Raw genomic sequence first — 16,874 nt, forward strand, 5'->3', positions numbered from 1 at the left:
GGCCGGTGAAACCCGCCACATCGCGTATCCGCGAAAGTGGATCGTCGTGCCGCGTTCCCGCGGCGATACTTCGGGAATGACCCAGACACCGGTGGACAACCGGATCGAGCTGCCCCACACCGGGGACGAACGCACCCTGTTGTGCGGGTTCCTCGACTTCCTGCGGGGCACGATCGAGTTCAAGTGCGCCGGCCTGTCCGACGCGGACGCCGCCCGGTCGGTGCTCCCGTCGCAGCTCAACACGGCCGCGGGCATCGTGAAGCACCTGCGCTGGGTCGAGCACCACTGGTTCGAGGTGGCCCTGCACGGGCGGCCGTCGCGCGCCCCCTACACGAGGGAGGACCCGGACGCCGATTGGCGCATCGAGCCGGGCGAGACGATCTCCGGATTGCTCGCCGACTACGCTTCGCAGTGCGCGGTGAGTCGGGAACTCGTCGCGGGCCTCGACCTCGACCACGAGGTGGTGTTCCGCGGCGACAAACGGCTTTCCGCGCGCTGGGTGCTGATCCACATGATCGAGGAAACGGGTCGGCACGCGGGACACCTGGACGTGGTGCGGGAGCTGCTCGACGGCGTGACCGGCGAGTAGGGACCGCTCACCCGGTCAGGACACAACACGGCGTGGCTGCTGGACCGAGGCATTCGTGGTGCATAACGTCCAGCAGGAACATACGGGGTTGACATAACTCTGAACCTCTGGTTGAGAGTTTCAATCCGGGTGGAGATCCGTCCGGGCTGTGACACCGGTGGTCATCCACTCCAGCACATGAGCACGGACACGATCAGGAAGGCGGACCGATGACGCCCCCGCACAACTACCTCGCGGTGATAAAGGTCGTCGGCATCGGCGGTGGCGGTGTCAACGCCGTCAACCGCATGATCGAGGTCGGGCTCAAGGGCGTCGAGTTCATCGCGGTGAACACCGACGCCCAGGCGCTGCTCATGTCGGATGCCGACGTGAAGCTCGACATCGGCCGCGAACTCACCCGCGGCCTCGGCGCAGGCGCCAACCCCGAAGTCGGCCACAAGGCCGCCGAAGACCACCGCGAGGAGATCGAGGAAGTCCTCAAGGGCGCGGACATGGTGTTCGTGACCGCCGGCGAGGGCGGCGGCACGGGCACCGGCGGCGCGCCCGTGGTCGCCTCGATCGCCCGCAAGCTCGGCGCGCTGACCATCGGCGTGGTCACGCGGCCGTTCTCGTTCGAGGGCAAGCGCCGGGCCAAGCAGGCCGAGGAGGGCATCCAGGCGCTGCGCAACGAGTGCGACACCCTCATCGTGATCCCGAACGACCGGCTGCTGCAGCTCGGCGACATCGGCGTCTCGCTGATGGACGCGTTCCGCTCGGCGGACGAGGTGCTGCTGTCCGGTGTCCAGGGCATCACCGACCTGATCACCACGCCGGGTCTGATCAACCTGGACTTCGCCGACGTGAAGTCGGTCATGTCCGGTGCGGGCAGCGCGTTGATGGGCATCGGCTCGGCGCGGGGCGAGGGCAGGGCGGTGCAGGCCGCGCAGAAGGCCATCAACTCGCCGTTGCTGGAAGCGTCGATGGAGGGCGCGCACGGCGTGCTGCTCTCGATCGCCGGCGGCAGCGACCTCGGGTTGTTCGAGATCAACGAGTCCGCCTCGCTGGTGCAGGAGGCGGCGCACCCCGACGCGAACATCATCTTCGGTACGGTCATCGACGACTCGCTCGGCGACGAGGTCCGCGTGACGGTGATCGCGGCCGGGTTCGACAGCGGCGGGCCGACGCACAAGAAGCTGGAGCCGCAGGCGCTGTCCAGCCCACCGCGCGGCACACCGGTGGCGCCGGCCACCGCGGGTCAGGTGAACCACGCCCAACCCCAGCCGGTGCAGCAGGCGGCGCAGCCCGTGCCGCAGGCGCAGCCGGCCCAGCCGCAGCCGCAGGCCGTGCCGCCGGTGGAGCAGCCGCCACCGGTCGTCCCGGCGCGGCCGACCGTGCCGCCGCAGCCGCAGTCCGGCCAGACCTCGCCGTACTCCACGCCGCAGCCCGCCATGCCGCGGTCGCTGTCGCCGAACACCGGCGGCTCGCTGCCGAACCGCGCCGTCCCCGTGACCGACGACCCGGACGACGAAGTCGACGTCCCCCCGTTCATGCGCCGCTAACCCGAGAGTCCAACCTCCAGCGCGCGTGAGTCCTACGTTCACGTCGCGTGAGTCCTACGTTCAGGACCCCCGAGTTCAACGCTCACGGCCCGCCCGGTCGGCCCGGACGCGTGACCTCGGGGGTTCTGAGCGTTGAACTCACGGTGCGCGAACGTTGGACTCACGCGCCGCGAACGTTGGACTCTCGCGCCGCGAACGTTGGACTCTCGCGCCGTGAGCGTTGGACTCACGCGCCGCGAACGTTGGACTCACGCGCCGCGAACGTTGGACTCTCGCGCCGTGAGCGTTGGACTCACGCGGGTTGGGGGTTGGACTCTCGGGGATGGGAAGCTTGGGGGGTGCGCATCCGTCGTGTCGTGACCACCCGTGAGGGTGGGGTGTCCCAGGCTCCGTTCGACTCGTTCAACCTCGGTGACCACGTCGGGGACGACCCGGCCGCCGTCGCCGCCAACCGGCGCCGGCTGGCCGAGGGCATCGGGCTCGCCCCGGACCGGCTGGTCTGGATGGAACAGGTGCACGGCCGCACGGTCGGCGTCGTGGACGGACCGGTGGACGAGCCGCTGGAGGCCACGGACGCCGTCGTCACGACCCGGGAACGGCTCGGGCTCGTCGTGCTCACCGCCGACTGCGTCCCGGTGCTCCTGGGCGACCCGGAGGCGGGCGTGATCGCCGCCGTCCACGCCGGCCGCGTCGGCGCGCGGGTCGGCGTCGTCCCGGCCACCCTGGACCGCATGGTCGAGCTGGGCGCGGCCAGGGAGCGCATCGAGGTGCTGCTGGGCCCCGCCGTCTGCGGCCAGTGCTACGAGGTGCCCGCCGCGATGCGCGACGACGTCGAGAAGCACCTGCCCGGCAGCGCGTCGAAGACCCGCTCCGGCAAGCCCGCCCTCGACCTGCGCGCCGGCATCTGGCAGCAGCTCGCCGACGCGGGCGTGGCCCGGATCGGCGTGGACCCCCGCTGCACGGTCGAGGAGAAGTCCCTGTTCAGCCACCGCCGCGACCCGGGCACGGGTCGGCTCGCGGGCGTCGTCTGGATGGAACCGTGAACCGGCGCGAGGAGCTGGCCCTGTCGCTGGCGGAGGTCAGGGAACGCATCGCGTATGCCTGCGCGGCCGCCGGCCGGTCGCCGGACGAGGTCGAGTTGCTGGCCGTCACCAAGACCTTCCCCGCCGAGGACGTGGCCCTCCTCAGCGACCTCGGGCTCACCGCGTTCGCCGAGAACCGCGACCAGGAGGCGGGTCGCAAGACCGCCGAGTTCGCCGAGCTGCGCCCCGGCGCGCCGGCCCGCTGGCACATGGTCGGCTCGCTCCAGCGCAACAAGGCCAAGTCCGTCCTGCGCTGGGCCGACCGGATCGACACGATCGACTCGATCCGGCTCGCCGACGCCGTCGCCAAGGCCGCCACCGAGCCCGTCGACGTGCTCGTCCAGGTGAGCATCGACGGCGACGAGGCCCGGGGCGGTCACCCGATCGGTGACCTTCCGCGATTGGCCGATCACGTAGCACGATCGGATGAACTTAATCTGCGTGGTGTGATGACCGTCGCACCCATTGGGATGTCTCCAGAACGGGCGTTTGCTGCTCTATACGAAGCGGTAACCCGCTTGCGGGCCGATCATCCCGATGCCACCGTGATCTCGGCGGGGATGAGCGGTGACCTGGAGGATGCGATCGCGCACGGATCCACGTGCGTGCGTGTCGGAACAGCGTTGCTGGGCAGCCGGAGACTAGCCTCGCCGTAACTGTCCGGAACCTCTGGGACGGCCGCGACGTCCTTGCGGGTAGGGATCTCGGCGGAGGAAGGGCTCGAGCATGAGCGGGTTTCACAAGCTGAAGGCCTACTTCGGGATGGTTCCCGCCGAGTACGCCGACGACCCGGCCGCCTACGAGGACGACCGGCGCTACGCGGACTACCGGTCCGGGTACGCCGACTCCGACGACTACGAGCCGTACCCGGAGCAGCGCAGCCCCCGTCGCCGCTCGTTCAACGGCTACCGCGCCGAGCTGGACGAGGCGGACGACTACGAGCCGGAGCGCGGCGCCCGTCCGCGCCGGCCGTGGAGCGCGGACACGCACGGCGCGCTGGCCGTGGAGCCCCAGCGCGAGCCGGTCAGCAGGCCGCGGTCCGTGCCGGAGCCGGCGAGCCACCCGCTCGGCCGGATCACCACGCTGCACCCGCGCAGTTACAACGAGGCGCGGACCATCGGCGAACACTACCGCGACGGCACGCCGGTGATCATGAACCTCACCGACATGGATGACGCGGACGCCAAGCGGCTGGTCGACTTCGCGGCCGGGTTGGCCTTCGCCCTGCGCGGCTCGATCGACAAGGTCACCAACAAGGTGTTCCTTCTCTCACCGCCGAACATCGACGTCACGGCGGAGGACCGGAGGCGGCTCGCGGAGGGCGGGTTCCTCAACCAGGGCTGACTGGTGGCACAGTTGAGCATGTGGATGCCCTCTGGCTCGTGGTCTACTACGTGTTGTTCTCGTTCTGGCTGCTGCTCACGGCGCGTGTCGTCGTGGAGCTTGTCCGTAGTTTCGCCAGGGGATGGCGGCCTGCGGGCGGTGTCGCGGTGGCGCTTGAGACCGTCTACACCGTGACCGATCCTCCGGTCCGCCTGCTGCGTCGGCTCATCCCGACGGTGCGGATCGGCGGCATCGGTCTGGACTTGTCCATTATTGTGCTGTTGCTGGTCGTTATCATTCTGATGCGAGTAGCCGATCCCAGGTGAGGGGACCAGGGATGTCCACAGCCCAGGAGTGCGTGAGGTGATCTGATGCCGTTGACCCCCGCGGACGTGCACAACGTCGCGTTCAGCAAGCCGCCGATTGGCAAGCGGGGCTACAACGAGGACGAGGTGGACGCGTTCCTCGACCTGGTTGAGGGCGAGCTGGCCCGCCTGATCGAGGAGAACAACGACCTGCGCCAGCAGGTCGAGCAGCTCGACCAGCAGGTCGAGACCGCGCGTGCCGACCTCGAGGACGCTCGGGCGAAGGTTGCCGCAGGCGTCGGCCCCAGCCGCGTCGTGGACGAGCCGCGCCGGCTCGCACCGGTGCCGCCCCCCTCGGCGCTGGAGCAGACCTCGCCCGGCGGTGGTGGCGACCACCACGTGCAGGCCGCCAAGGTGCTCGGCCTGGCCCAGGAGATGGCCGACCGGCTGACCGGCGAGGCCAAGGCCGAGGCCGACGGCATGCTGTCGGAGGCCCGGACCAAGTCCGAGCAGCTCCTGTCGGAGGCGCGGGCCAAGGCCGACACGATGGTCAACGAGGCGCGCACGCGTGCCGAGACCATGCTCAACGACGCGCGGACCCGCGCCGAGACGCTGGAGCGGCAGGCCCGCGAGAAGGCCAGCGCGCTCGACCGCGACGCGCAGCGCAAGCACGCCGAGGTGATGGGCAACATCACCCAGGAGAAGAACACGCTCGAGAAGCAGATCGACAAGCTGCAGACCTTCGAGCGCGAGTACCGCACCCGGCTCAAGACGATGCTGGAGTCCTCGCTGCGCGACCTCCAGGACCGCGCCCCCGCGGCGCCGTCCGAGGGACGTCAGCAGGGCGGGTACTCGTTCGGGGCGCGCGCCGAGGCCGGCTGACCGGCGCAGCTGATCTAGTCTGCTGCACGTGCTCTCCATAGTCCTGCTGTTGGTGCTGGCAGCCCTGGGGTTGCTCGTGCCCGCGCTCACCAGCGCCCAGACGTACTGGGCCTGGCTGTCCGTGGGCGCGAGCGGGGCCGCTGCCGTGGTCCTGGCGCTCGACTGGTGGCTCCGCCGCCGGTCGGGCGCCAGGGCTGCCGGCACCGCAGCCGTTGATCACCAGGTTAGCGGTGGTGATCACGCCGCGGCGCTCGGGGGCGCTGCGGTCGAGGCCCCCCGAAGTTCACCTGATCAGGCAGAACCGGAGCCGGGCGAGGAGGACACGGACGCCGCCGACGCGTTGGTCGTGAGCGATCTCACGGACGAGGTGCGGGTGGTGGACGAACGCCCGCGCTACCACCTCGCGGGGTGCTCGTGGCTGGCCGCACGGCCCTCGCTGGGACTGCCGGTGAGCGAGGCGCGCCAGCTCGGCTTCACGCCGTGCGCGGTGTGCCGCCCGGACGCCGGCCTCGCGGCCGCGCGACGAGCCGCGACCCCGTCGGCCGACCGGGATCCGGCCGACCGGGACCGCGCCGGCGAGCAGGGGTCGACGGCCGACCGCGAGCGGGCCGCCGGCCAGGACTGAGCACCGGGCGAGCCGCGGCGAGCCTCCAGCGCGTGAACCCGGAGAAGTGGTTTGCGCGGTTCGGCTACCCTGGGTGCAGCACGGCGTCGATCCGGCCATCACCGGGGAGCCTCCGGAAGAACGGGTCCAGCGGACCTCAGTAGAACCGGACGGGTGCGGCCCGTCACAGCCGTCGAAAAGAGAGGCCAGAGCCTTCGCGCCCTGGCAAGCGGGGTGGTACCGCGGTGCGCCGTGCCCGGCGTGTCGTCCCCGTGAGCCGGTTGGACGCACGCGAGGAGCTGCACGATGGCCTACCCGAAGGCAGGCGAGGGGTCCGTTCCCTCCCAGCCGTCCTTCCCCGCCCTCGAGGAGGGCGTGCTCGACTTCTGGAAGTCCGACGGGACGTTCCAGGCGTCGATCGAGGCCCGCCCGGCCGGTGACAACGGGGCGAACGAGTTCGTCTTCTACGACGGCCCGCCCTTCGCCAACGGCCTGCCGCACTACGGCCACCTCCTCACCGGGTACGTGAAGGACGTCGTCCCCCGCTACCAGACCATGCGCGGCAAGCACGTCGAGCGCCGCTTCGGCTGGGACACCCACGGCCTGCCCGCCGAGGTCGAGGCGGAGAAGCAGCTCGGGTTCTCGTCCAAGAGCGAGATCGAGGCGTTCGGCATCGAGAAGTTCAACGAGGTCTGCCGCACGTCGGTGCTCCAGTACACCGACCAGTGGCGCGACTACGTGACCCGGCAGGCCCGCTGGGTGGACTTCGACAACGACTACAAGACCCTCGACCTGGACTACATGGAAAGCGTCATGTGGGCCTTCAAGACCCTGTGGGACAAGGGTCTGGTCTACGAGGGCTTCCGGGTGCTCTGGTACTGCTGGCGCTGCGAGACGCCGCTGTCCAACACCGAGACCAAGATGGACGACACCTACCGGGACCGGCAGGACCCGGCGGTGACCGTCGGCCTGCGCCTGGAGACCGGCGAGCTGGCCCTCGTCTGGACCACGACCCCGTGGACGCTGCCGTCGAACCTGGCCGCCGCCGTCCACCCGGACGTGGACTACGTCACGGTCGAGGCGAACGGCGAGCGCTACCTCCTCGCCGAGGCCCGCGTCGCGGCGTACGCGCGCGAGCTGGGCGAGGAGCCGCCGGTCGTGGCCCGTTGCAAGGGCTCCGACCTGGTGGGCCGCAAGTACACCCCGCCGTTCGGCTTCTTCCTCGGCCGGGAGAACGCGCACCAGGTGCTGGCCGCCGACTACGTCACCACCGAGGACGGCACGGGCATGGTGCACATCGCGCCCGCCTTCGGTGAGGAGGACAAGGTCGTCACGGACGCGGCGGGCATCGAGGTCGTCGTGCCGGTGGACGCGCACGGCCGGTTCACCTCCGAGGTGCCGCCGTACGAGGGGTTGCAGGTCTTCGAGGCGAACAAGGCGATCATCCGCGACCTGAAGGAAGCGGGCCTGCTGCTGCGCCACGAGACCTACGACCACCCGTACCCGCACTGCTGGCGGTGCGACAACGCGCTCATCCAGCGCGCGGTGTCGTCGTGGTTCGTCGCGGTGACGAAGTTCCGGGACCGCATGGTCGAGCTGAACCAGCAGATCAACTGGGTGCCCGAGCACATCAGGGACGGCCAGTTCGGCAAGTGGCTGGAGAACGCCCGCGACTGGAACATCTCCCGCAACCGGTTCTGGGGCTCGCCGATCCCGGTGTGGGTGTCGGACGACCCGGAGTACCCGCGGGTGGACGTGTACGGCTCGCTGGACGAGCTGGAGCGCGACTTCGGCGTGCGCCCGACCGACCTGCACCGGCCGGTGATCGACACCCTGACCCGGCCGAACCCCGACGACCCGACCGGGAAGTCGACCATGCGCCGGGTGCCGGAGGTGCTGGACTGCTGGTTCGAGTCCGGCTCGATGTCGTTCGCGCAGGTGCACTACCCGTTCGAGAACGCGGAGTGGTTCGAGGACCACTACCCCGGTGACTTCATCGTCGAGTACAACGGCCAGACGCGCGGCTGGTTCTACACCATGCACGTGCTGGCCACGGCGTTGTTCGACCGGCCCGCGTTCCGCAACTGCGTGGCGCACGGGATCGTGCTGGGCGACGACGGGCAGAAGATGTCCAAGTCGCGCAAGAACTACCCGGACGTCAACGAGGTGTTCCGGCGGGACGGCTCGGACGCGATGCGCTGGTTCCTGATGGCGTCGCCGATCCTGCGGGGCGGCGACCTGGTGGTGACCGAGCGCGGCATCCGCGACGCGGTGCGCCAGGCCGTGCTGCCGCTGTGGAACTCCTGGTACTTCCTGGCCCTGTACGCCAACGCGGAGGGGGTCGAGGGGCGCTGGCGGACGGACTCGCAGCACGTGCTGGACCGGTACGTGCTGGCGAAGACGCACGACCTGGTCGCCGGGGTGACCGCGCAGCTCGACGCCTACGACATCTCGGGCGCGTGCGCGTCGATCCGGGAGTTCCTGGAGGTGCTGACCAACTGGTACGTGCGGCGTTCGCGCGACCGGTTCTGGTCGGGCGAACGGGACGCGATCGACACGCTGCACACCGTGCTGGAGGTGGTGAGCCGGGTGGCCGCGCCGCTGCTGCCGCTGACCGCGGAGTCGGTGTGGCGGGGGCTGACCGGCGGCCGGTCGGTGCACCTGACCGACTACCCGGTGGCGGCGGACCTGCCCGCGGACGACGCCCTGGTGGCCGCGATGGACCAGGTGCGGCAGGTGGCGTCCACGGCGTTGTCGCTGCGCAAGTCGAACAAGCTGCGGGTGCGGCTGCCGCTGGCCAGGCTGGTGATCGCGGCGGCGGACGTGGCGCAGCTGGAGCCGTTCACCGAGGTCCTGCGGGACGAGGTGAACGTCAAGGAGGTCGAGCTGACCACGGACGTGGACGCGCACGGCCACTTCCAGCTCGCGGTCAACGCCCGCGCCGCCGGGCCCCGGCTGGGGCCGGACGTGCAGAAGGTCATCAAGGCCGTGAAGGCCGGTGACTGGCAGGAGGTGGACGGCAAGGTCGTGGCCGCCGGGATCGAGCTGTTCCCGGAGGAGTACGAGCAGCGGCTGGTCGCCACGGACCGGGGCGCGACGGCGGCGCTGCCCGACAGCGGCGGGCTGGTCGTGCTGGACACCGAGGTGACCGAGGAGCTGGCCGCCGAGGGCGTCGCGCGCGACCTGGTGCGCGTGGTGCAGCAGGCGCGCAAGGACGCCGGGCTGGAGGTGTCGGACCGGATCGCGTTGACGTTGCGGCTGCCCGACGCGGTGGCGGACGCGGTGCGCCGGTTCGAGGCGTTCGTGCAGGAGGAGACCCTGGCGGGGTCCGTCGAGTACGGCGAGGTCGACCACGGGTCGGACGGTGTCGTCGGCGACGGGCAGAAGGTCCGGGTCGCGGTCGCCCGGATCTGAGCACCACGCCCGGTCGCCCGGATCCGAGTAGTTGGAGTGGTCGTTGGGGGTTGCGGGCCATGGTCCGCAACCCCTTGGCGATGTTGGTGTGGCCTGCGAGGCGTGGGGCGTTGATGGCGAGGTTGCGCAGGCTGGCCATGACGCGGGGTGCGTTGCCGGTGCGGACGCGGGAGGCGTCTTCGTCGTAGGTGACGTCGCGGACCCAGTGCAGCCGGTTCTCGATCCGCCAGTGGCCTCTGACGAGTTCGGCGATGCGGGCGGGGTGGCATCGTGGCCGGTCGGGCTGCTCACCCCCGACGCGGTGCAGGCGCCGCGCCGGCCGGTGGTCCGGCAGGTCCGGTAGCGCTCGATCGGGAACGCGGTGCGGGCGTGGGGGAAGTCCACCTCGCCGAAACCGTGCTCCCCGAGCGGGGCGACCCGGATCGTGCGCGGTTCGGTGCGGCCGTGCCCGCGCTCGGCGAACACCGGCACGGGCATGTCGTCCCCGGGGCAGGGAGTCGAGCCGGGTGTAGACCTTCGGCCATCCGGTCCTGACGGTGAACACGCAGTGCGCCCCGCGTGCGTGCGGGTAGCGGGCGTGGGCGCGTTGGGTGTGCGGCGCGTCGGCGGTCACCACCACACCGGTCGGGTCGACGGTGTCGGGCAGCGGGACGAACCCGGCCGACTCGCCGCCGGTGGGCACCTGCCGCCGACCGGCCGCCATCCCGGTGTCGTGGCGGAACGCGGCCATCAGATGCACCCCCGACCCGCCGGCCGGGCCGAACGTGCCGGCCACCGACTCGCCGTCCACCGCCACCGCCCGCGGCGGATCGGCCGGGTCCCCCTCGGGCGTCCGCGAGGCCGGCCAAGCGCCGATCACCGCGTCCAGCACGTCGCCGTCCACCAGCGATGACACCCGCACCGTGGACTCCCCCGGCGCGACGAACCGTCCCGGACCAATGTCGAAGCGGACCCCGAGCCGTTCCAACAATCGTTGCGGCGCATCGGCGGCCCACTCGCCGATCTCCGTGAACGACCGCGCCCCCGCCACCACCGCAGCCGCCGCGAGCGACAGAATCGAGGTCAACGAATGCCGCACACCCCGACGCTCGCGCGGGTCCGGCACCCGTTCCATGAACACCCGCAGGCCGGCGACCTGCCCGACCGGCACCGAGGCCGGCCGATCGACAACACCGGCCATCGGACAGGATGACAACGCGGGCACGGCACTGCCCAGATCATGCGACTTCGACAATCACATGATCGACCAGAGCGCCGTGCCCGCCCCGCATTCAGGCCCTGAACAGCACAAACGACTTTGCCGGAACCCTGCCCCGGGCGGGGGACCCCTGCTTTTATCCTGCCGGCGGGGGAGGACGAAGTCAGCCGCTCGGCGCTGACCTGTGGACAACTCGTCGACCCGCTGCGCGGGGAGCCGGGGTCGGTGGACGCGCGGCTCGCGGGTCGTCGTCCGGGGCGAGGTCCGTCTCCAAGGGCTGATCAGCACCTGGCGGTCGTGCGCGACCGCGCGGTGACGCTGTTCCGGCACTGCGAGGCCCGACGCCGTGCGGGAGGCGGTCGCCGCCCGCGTCGGCATGGATGTGTCCCTGTTCCCGCCGGACTCGGTGCGGGTGGACCGCGCGTTCCCCGTCGAGCTGGTGCCGCGGGGGTCGGCCGAGCCGACCGGACCGTCACAGCACGTCGTCGCGCTCCAGGCTGTTCCGCAGCTGGGTCAGGCACCGGCCCCGGGTCGGGCCGATGGAGCCGCGCGGCATGGCCAGGGCCTCGGCCACGGCCCGGTACTCCGCCCGACCCGCCAGCACGGTCAGGCGGAGCAGTTCCTGGCAGCGGCGGGACAGGGCGTTGAACGCGCGCCAGAGGCGGCGGTCGCGGTCGTCGCGCAGCGCCTCCGGCTCCGGCAGCCAGCGGTCGTCGGGCATGTCCACGGCCGAGTCGGTGGACAGGGCGGGGCGGCCGTTGCGGTCGCGCCAGGCCCGCTGCGCCTCGCGCCGGGTGGCGACGATCAGCCAGCCGGCCACGGCGCGCGGCTCGGTCAGCCGCTCCAGGTGGCGCAGGAGGCTGAGCCACACCGTCTGCACGACGTCCTCGGCGGTGGTCTCGTCCAGGCCGTTGCCCCGGGCCACGTGCCACACCAGCGGGGTCAGCTCGGCGACCAGGGAGTCCAGCGCGGCCTTCGAGCCCTCCTGCGCGGCCACGACCAGGGCGGCCTGCCGCTCGTACCGCGACGCCTGCGCCATGATCGCCGCCACGCCCAGCTCGTCCCGGCCGGGGTCCTCCGGGATGGCCTCGGCCAGCTCCGCGCGCAGGTGGTCCAGCCGGGGGTCCAGCTCGTCGCTCATGACGTCTCCTTCCCGCGCTGGGAGCCGCGCACCCGGCGTTCGGTGTTGCCGACCTGCTCGCTGACCTTCGCCCTCGCGTGCGACACGTACCGCCGCACCGACGACCGCCGGCAGCCCAGCACGTCGGCGATCTCGCCGTCGTCGAAGTCCCAGAACCGCAGCACCAGCGCCGTGCGCAGGTGGTCCGGCAGGTTCGCGACCGCGGCCAGCGTGCTGACCAGCTCGTGCCACGTCTCGGCGTCCCGCTGCCGGGGCACCAGGACGCGGTACGTGCCGCGCTGCCGGGCGACGACCTCGTCGGTGAGGTCCCCCGGCAGCTCCCGCCGGCGGGCCTGGTCCACCAGCAGGTTGCGGATCGTCCTCACCAGCCAAGCACGTCTGGACCTCGGGGCGATCACCGGCCAGTGGCGCCACGCGGTCACGAACGCCTCCTGCACCGCGGACTCGTGGTCCAGGTGGGGGGACATCACCGCCGCGAAGCGGAACAGCCTGGTGCGCTCCCGGTGGTAGAAGTCGCTGAAGGTGGCCGCGTGGTCGTCGGGATCCTCCGGCGTCACGAACCCTCCCCCCTCTGGTCCCGGTACCGGGAAGACGGACGAGACCGGGGGTTGTGGAGGAAAGACGGTCAGGCGGGTCGCCGGTCACCCCTCCTGGCCGCCGCCGTGCGCAGCAGCCGGACCCACGCCGACCACCGGGCCGGCCGGGCGGGCGGCCGACCGGCGGCGCGGGCCGCGTTGTCGAGCAGGTCTTCGATGAGCGCGTCGTGCAACCACCGCACGGCCAGCGGCCAGGCCAGGCGCATCAGGCCGCGCGGCCGACCGGTCAGAGTGTGCCGCAACCCGCCCGGGACCGCTTCCAGCACATGGGTGCCGACCATGCCGATGGTCGGGTCGAACGCGAACTCGACCCGTCGGCCGGGCACGTGCGCGGTGCAGCGGTAGCGGACGAACCCGTGCCCGCCGTCCGCGCCCACGCCCAGCGGGCGGTCGAGCACCAGCGCGGGCCACCGGTCGGACGGCCACAGCTCGACCAGCCGGTCGACCAGCGCCGCGCTGTCGGGGATCGGGCGGGTGTGCACGTTCCGGATCATCACGACCACCTCCGTACGGGACCGTATGGTCCGACACCGTACGGTAGCGTATGGAGTCATGGCACGGCGGACGCGCGACGACTGGACCGCGGTGGCGTTGCGGGCACTGGCGGAGGGCGGCGTCGCGGCGGTCGCCGTGGAACCCCTCGCGGCCAGGCTCGGCGCGACCAAGGGGAGCGCCTACTGGCACTTCCCCAACCGCGAAGCCCTGCTCAAGGCCACCCTCGAACGCTGGGAGCGCGAGCACACCGAGGCCGTGATCGAGCTGGTCGAGTCGGTGGCGGAGCCGGCGGCGAGGCTGCGGCTGCTGTTCGGGACCGTGCTGGAACGCACGCGGCACAGCGCGGTGGAACTGGCCATGCTCGCCGCCAAGGACGACCCGGCGGTGGCCCCGGTGCTGCGGCGCGTCACGGACCGCCGGCTCGGCTACCTGGAGGCGTTGTTCGGGGAGCTGGGGTTCCCCGCCGACGTGGCGCGCCGGCGGGCCGTGCTCGCCTACTCCGCCTACCTCGGGCAGGCGCAGTTGCTGTCGGCCGCGCCGGACGTGCTCGGGGAGCGCCCGGCGCTGCTGGAGGAGACGCTGGCGGCGGTGGTGTCGCGTGCCTGACCCGTTCCGGTTCGCGGTCCGGGTCAAGCCCGGCGCGAAGCGCGAGGCCGTCGGCGGCCGGTGGGGCGACGGCGCGCTGGTCGTCGCGGTCGCCGCGCCGGCCGTGGAGGGCAAGGCCAACGAGGCCGTGCGGCGGGCGCTGGCCAAGGCGTTCGGCGTGCGCCGGCAGGACGTCGCGGTGGTCGCGGGCGAGCGCGGCCGGGACAAGGTCGTGCTGGTGGACCCTGCCCCGGCCGCCGCCGCCGAGGTGCTGGCGCGGCTGCTGGGGGACTAGGCCGCCAGCGTCCACACCGCGTGCGCGATGGCGTCGGTGTTGCGGTCCAGCGCGGTCGCGTTCACGTTGGCCGTGGTGTCGCACGAGCGGTGGTAGCAGCGGTCGAACGCGGTGCCCGCCGTGCCGCCCCACTTCTGCGCCTGGGCGGACGTCTTGATGCCCTCCGCGCCGGTGAACGTGCCGCCGACGGGGATGCCGGCCCGTGCGAACGCCGCGTGGTCGGACCGGCCGCCCACGCTGGTCAGCTCGGTCTGCACGCCGATCGAGGTGAAGTAACCCTGCAACGTCTGCTGGAGGGCCAGCGACCCGGACGGCTGCCCGGACGCGCTGTAGACGAAGTAGCCGGGGTTGGGCGAGCCGATCATGTCGAAGTTCAGGTACGCGTCGATCCGCGAGCGGTCCGTGGTGGACAGCGAGTTCACGTAGTACGTCGAGCCGACCAGGCCCAGCTCCTCCGCGCCCCACCAGGCGAACCGCAGGTGCTTGGTGGGCTGGAAACCGCTCGACCGCACGGCCAGCGCGACCTCCAGCAGCCCGGCCGAGCCGGTGCCGTTGTCGTTGATGCCCGGACCGGCCGTCACGCTGTCGAGGTGCCCGCCGACCATGACCACGTTGTTCAGGTCGCCGCCGGGCCAGTCGGCGATGAGGTTGTAGCCGGTGGCGCCGCTGCTGGTGAACGACTGCACCCGGGTGGTGAAGCCGGCGGCGTCGAGCTTGGACTTCACCCAGTTCACCGAGGCGAGGTAGCCGGGCCGGCCGTGCGCCCGGTTGCCGCCGTTGGCGGTGGCGATGCTCTGGAGCTGGGCGAGGTCGGCCTGGACGGCGGAGACCGGGATGTTCGGCCCGGCCAGGGCGGACGGCGGTGGCGCGGCGGTGGCCGAGCCGAGGCCCGAGCCCAGGAGCGCGCCGGTGGTGACCAGCGCGATGGAGATCGTGCGCAACTTCACGGTGACTCCCGCAGGGAAGGTGTCTCGGGGACGGTAGGGAGGTGACCGGGGCGGCGGACCCGATCTTCACCGTGCCCGGTTCGGCGGGCGTCGCGCTAGGGGCGTTCGACTGGTGACGCTGCGTCGCGGTGCCGGATTAGTCCATATCGGGGGGACCAGGGAGAATGACCCCGTCGAGTGACGAGGGTGGACGACGCGTGGAGGTCGAGTGGGCGGTGTGACGGGCTACCTGGGCATCGCCGCCGCGGTTCTGCTCATCTCGGTCATCGCGGTGCGGGTCTCGATCCGGCTCGGTCTGCCGTCGCTCCTGCTCTACCTCGGCATCGGCGTGCTGCTCGGCGAGGCGGTCCTGGGCATCCAGTTCGAGGACGCGGACCTCACCCGGTCGCTGGGCACGGTCGCGCTCGTGCTGATCCTCACCGAGGGCGGCCTCACCACCCGGTGGAACGCCGTGAGACCGGCGCTGGGCCTGGGCATCACGCTGTCCACGGTGGCCGTCGGCGTGAGCATCGCGGTCACCGGGTTCGCGCTGCACTTCCTGCTGGACATGGACTGGCGCACGGCGCTGCTGTGGGGCGCGGTGCTGTCGTCCACCGACGCCGCGGCGGTGTTCAGCGTGCTGCGCGGGGTCGGGGTCGGCAAGCGGCTCATCGGCGCGCTGGAGCTGGAGTCCGGCATCAACGACGCCCCGGTCTACATCGCCGTCGTGCTGCTCGCCTCGCCCGACCCGATCACCTGGACCGCGCCGCTGCTGATGGTCTACGAGCTGGTCGCCGGCGGGCTGATCGGCATCGCGCTCGGCTGGGTCGGCGGCGTCGCGCTGCGCCGGGCCGCGCTGCCCGCCACGGGCCTGTACCCGCTGGCCACGGTCGCCGTCTGCCTGCTCGCCTACACCTTCGGCGACCTCGCCCACGCGTCCGGCTTCCTCGCCGTCTACACCGCCGCGCTGGTGCTCGGCAACGCGCGGCTGCCGCACCGGTCGGACACCCTGTCGTTCGCCGAGGGGCTGGGCTGGGTCGCGCAGATCGGGCTGTTCGTGCTGCTCGGCCTGTACGCCTCGCCCGACCGGCTGCTCGACGCGCTGGTGCCCGCGCTCGTCGCGGGCGCGGTGCTGGTGCTGCTGGCCCGGCCGCTGTCGGTGTTCTTCGCCTCGCTGCCGTTCCGGGTGCCCTGGCGGGAACAGGTGTTCGTGTCGTGGTCCGGGCTGCGCGGCGCCGTGCCGATCGTGTTCGCCCTCATCCCGCTGATCGGCCAGGTGCCGGGCGCGCAGCGGCTGGTCGACGCGGTGTTCGTGCTGGTCGTCGTGCTGACCGTGGTCCAGGGCACCACCCTGCCGTGGCTCGCCAAGTGGCTGCGGCTGGTCAAGTCCGGCGAGGCGCACGAGGTGCAGGTGGACTCGTCGGCGCTGGACGCGCTGGGCGCGGAGCTGCTCCAGGTCCGCATCCAGCCCGGCTCCAAGCTGCACGGCGTCTACCTGTCCGAGCTGAGGTTGCCGCCGGGGTCCTCGGTGAGCCTGGTCGTGCGCGACGAGCAGGGCTTCACGCCGCAGCCGACGACCCGGCTCCAGGAGCACGACCAACTGCTCGTGGTGTGCACGGAGGCCATGCGCACGGCGACCGAGCAGCGCATCCGGGCCGTCGACCGGGCGGGCCGGTACGCCCGCTGGAAGGGCGACGTCGGCCTGCCCTGACGTTCCGCTCCCAGGATGTGAACGCCGCTCGACGGGAGCGAGCGGGCTGCGTTAGCGTCGGGGCGAAGGTCATGAGTGCCAGCGCGAAGCCCAGGCTCGCTGGCCGGCAACCCTCCAACCGCGGTGGGGTGCCCCTGGTGAGGACCTGGCCTGGCGCGCAGGGCGTCCGGCAAGCGCGGGCTCCCTCTGG

The 16,874-nt window shown here is 71.9% G+C and carries 16 protein-coding genes, 1 pseudogene and 1 riboswitch; of the genes and pseudogenes, 12 read left to right on the plus strand and 5 right to left on the minus strand.

Translation table 11 applies throughout. The annotated features are described in order from the left end of the window. The first annotated feature begins 76 nt into the window (after positions 1 to 76). The 9 genes from ACWEFJ_RS15335 (at position 77) to ileS (ending at position 9,737) form a co-directional block, all read left to right on the plus strand. Positions 77 to 589 carry a DinB family protein gene (locus ACWEFJ_RS15335; protein ID WP_378085038.1) on the plus strand — a complete coding sequence of 171 codons (513 nt, stop codon included), beginning with the start codon at positions 77 to 79 and terminating at the stop codon, positions 587 to 589. A gap of 209 nt (positions 590 to 798) precedes the next feature. Beyond that, positions 799 to 2,127: a cell division protein FtsZ gene (gene ftsZ, locus ACWEFJ_RS15340; protein WP_378085040.1), complete on the plus strand. Its 1,329-nt coding sequence runs from the start codon at positions 799 to 801 to the stop codon at positions 2,125 to 2,127. 338 nt (positions 2,128 to 2,465) lie between these two features. After that, complete coding sequence (gene pgeF, locus ACWEFJ_RS15345; RefSeq protein ID WP_378085042.1) at positions 2,466 to 3,170, plus strand: peptidoglycan editing factor PgeF; 705 nt, start codon at positions 2,466 to 2,468, stop codon at positions 3,168 to 3,170. After that, positions 3,167 to 3,865 carry a YggS family pyridoxal phosphate-dependent enzyme gene (locus tag ACWEFJ_RS15350; protein ID WP_449714082.1) on the plus strand — a complete coding sequence of 233 codons (699 nt, stop codon included), beginning with the start codon at positions 3,167 to 3,169 and terminating at the stop codon, positions 3,863 to 3,865. Before pgeF ends, ACWEFJ_RS15350 begins: the two co-directional genes overlap by 4 nt. Before the next feature lie 70 nt (positions 3,866 to 3,935). Further along, positions 3,936 to 4,553, plus strand: a complete 618-nt coding sequence (locus tag ACWEFJ_RS15355) for a cell division protein SepF (RefSeq protein WP_378085046.1) — start codon at positions 3,936 to 3,938, stop codon at positions 4,551 to 4,553. A gap of 20 nt (positions 4,554 to 4,573) precedes the next feature. Then, positions 4,574 to 4,858: a YggT family protein gene (locus ACWEFJ_RS15360; RefSeq protein ID WP_233812844.1), complete on the plus strand. Its 285-nt coding sequence runs from the start codon at positions 4,574 to 4,576 to the stop codon at positions 4,856 to 4,858. Positions 4,859 to 4,903: 45 nt separating this feature from the next. Further along, entirely contained in the window at positions 4,904 to 5,719 is an 816-nt protein-coding gene (gene wag31 / locus ACWEFJ_RS15365) for a DivIVA-like cell division protein Wag31 (RefSeq protein ID WP_378085048.1), read from the plus strand. Positions 5,720 to 5,747: 28 nt separating this feature from the next. Next, positions 5,748 to 6,344: a hypothetical protein gene (locus ACWEFJ_RS15370; protein ID WP_449714083.1), complete on the plus strand. Its 597-nt coding sequence runs from the start codon at positions 5,748 to 5,750 to the stop codon at positions 6,342 to 6,344. A gap of 285 nt (positions 6,345 to 6,629) precedes the next feature. Next, on the plus strand, positions 6,630 to 9,737 hold the full coding sequence (gene ileS / locus ACWEFJ_RS15375; protein ID WP_449714084.1) for an isoleucine--tRNA ligase: 3,108 nt from the start codon (positions 6,630 to 6,632) through the stop codon (positions 9,735 to 9,737). A 121-nt stretch (positions 9,738 to 9,858) separates the two neighbouring features. Here ileS and ACWEFJ_RS15380 read toward each other — a convergent pair. From ACWEFJ_RS15380 to ACWEFJ_RS15395, 4 genes and pseudogenes are all read right to left on the minus strand, one after another. After that, a pseudogene (locus tag ACWEFJ_RS15380) lies at positions 9,859 to 10,917 on the minus strand (transposase family protein); the annotation flags it as partial. A 490-nt stretch (positions 10,918 to 11,407) separates the two neighbouring features. Beyond that, entirely contained in the window at positions 11,408 to 11,974 is a 567-nt protein-coding gene (locus ACWEFJ_RS15385) for an RNA polymerase sigma factor (RefSeq protein WP_378085086.1), read from the minus strand. A gap of 98 nt (positions 11,975 to 12,072) precedes the next feature. Further along, positions 12,073 to 12,633 carry an RNA polymerase sigma factor gene (locus tag ACWEFJ_RS15390; RefSeq protein WP_378085054.1) on the minus strand — a complete coding sequence of 187 codons (561 nt, stop codon included), beginning with the start codon at positions 12,631 to 12,633 and terminating at the stop codon, positions 12,073 to 12,075. A gap of 68 nt (positions 12,634 to 12,701) precedes the next feature. Next, positions 12,702 to 13,166, minus strand: a complete 465-nt coding sequence (locus tag ACWEFJ_RS15395; RefSeq protein ID WP_449714085.1) for an SRPBCC family protein — start codon at positions 13,164 to 13,166, stop codon at positions 12,702 to 12,704. Positions 13,167 to 13,224: 58 nt separating this feature from the next. Here ACWEFJ_RS15395 and ACWEFJ_RS15400 point away from each other — a divergent pair, with 58 nt between their 5' ends. Then, positions 13,225 to 13,773: a TetR/AcrR family transcriptional regulator gene (locus ACWEFJ_RS15400; protein ID WP_378085058.1), complete on the plus strand. Its 549-nt coding sequence runs from the start codon at positions 13,225 to 13,227 to the stop codon at positions 13,771 to 13,773. Continuing rightward, positions 13,766 to 14,047: a DUF167 domain-containing protein gene (locus ACWEFJ_RS15405; protein ID WP_378085060.1), complete on the plus strand. Its 282-nt coding sequence runs from the start codon at positions 13,766 to 13,768 to the stop codon at positions 14,045 to 14,047. Before ACWEFJ_RS15400 ends, ACWEFJ_RS15405 begins: the two co-directional genes overlap by 8 nt. On the opposite strand, the gene ACWEFJ_RS15410 is transcribed toward ACWEFJ_RS15405, so the two are convergent. Next, positions 14,044 to 14,994: a M28 family metallopeptidase gene (locus ACWEFJ_RS15410; protein ID WP_378085062.1), complete on the minus strand. Its 951-nt coding sequence runs from the start codon at positions 14,992 to 14,994 to the stop codon at positions 14,044 to 14,046. The two genes, ACWEFJ_RS15405 and ACWEFJ_RS15410, sit on opposite strands and share 4 nt — an antisense overlap. Before the next feature lie 208 nt (positions 14,995 to 15,202). Between ACWEFJ_RS15410 and ACWEFJ_RS15415 the strand changes: the two genes are divergently transcribed. Beyond that, positions 15,203 to 16,684, plus strand: a complete 1,482-nt coding sequence (locus ACWEFJ_RS15415; RefSeq protein ID WP_378085064.1) for a potassium/proton antiporter — start codon at positions 15,203 to 15,205, stop codon at positions 16,682 to 16,684. Positions 16,685 to 16,751: 67 nt separating this feature from the next. Continuing rightward, a riboswitch (SAM riboswitch) is annotated at positions 16,752 to 16,866 on the plus strand. Positions 16,867 to 16,874: the final 8 nt, after the last annotated feature.

The sequence above is a fragment of the Actinosynnema sp. NPDC004786 genome (assembly GCF_053601135.1).

What these genes read in the sequence shown, in the direction of transcription:
- ACWEFJ_RS15335 (WP_378085038.1), top strand. Translation starts at nt 77, where the DNA reads ATGACCCAGACACCGGTGGACAACCGGATCGAGCTGCCCCACACCGGG.
- ftsZ (WP_378085040.1), top strand. Translation starts at nt 799, where the DNA reads ATGACGCCCCCGCACAACTACCTCGCGGTGATAAAGGTCGTCGGCATC.
- ACWEFJ_RS15355 (WP_378085046.1), top strand. Translation starts at nt 3,936, where the DNA reads ATGAGCGGGTTTCACAAGCTGAAGGCCTACTTCGGGATGGTTCCCGCC.
- wag31 (WP_378085048.1), top strand. Translation starts at nt 4,904, where the DNA reads ATGCCGTTGACCCCCGCGGACGTGCACAACGTCGCGTTCAGCAAGCCG.
- ileS (WP_449714084.1), top strand. Translation starts at nt 6,630, where the DNA reads ATGGCCTACCCGAAGGCAGGCGAGGGGTCCGTTCCCTCCCAGCCGTCC.
- ACWEFJ_RS15385 (WP_378085086.1), bottom strand. Translation starts at nt 11,974, where the DNA reads ATGGCGCAGGCGTCGCGGTACGAGCGGCAGGCCGCCCTGGTCGTGGCC.
- ACWEFJ_RS15395 (WP_449714085.1), bottom strand. Translation starts at nt 13,166, where the DNA reads ATGATCCGGAACGTGCACACCCGCCCGATCCCCGACAGCGCGGCGCTG.
- ACWEFJ_RS15400 (WP_378085058.1), top strand. Translation starts at nt 13,225, where the DNA reads ATGGCACGGCGGACGCGCGACGACTGGACCGCGGTGGCGTTGCGGGCA.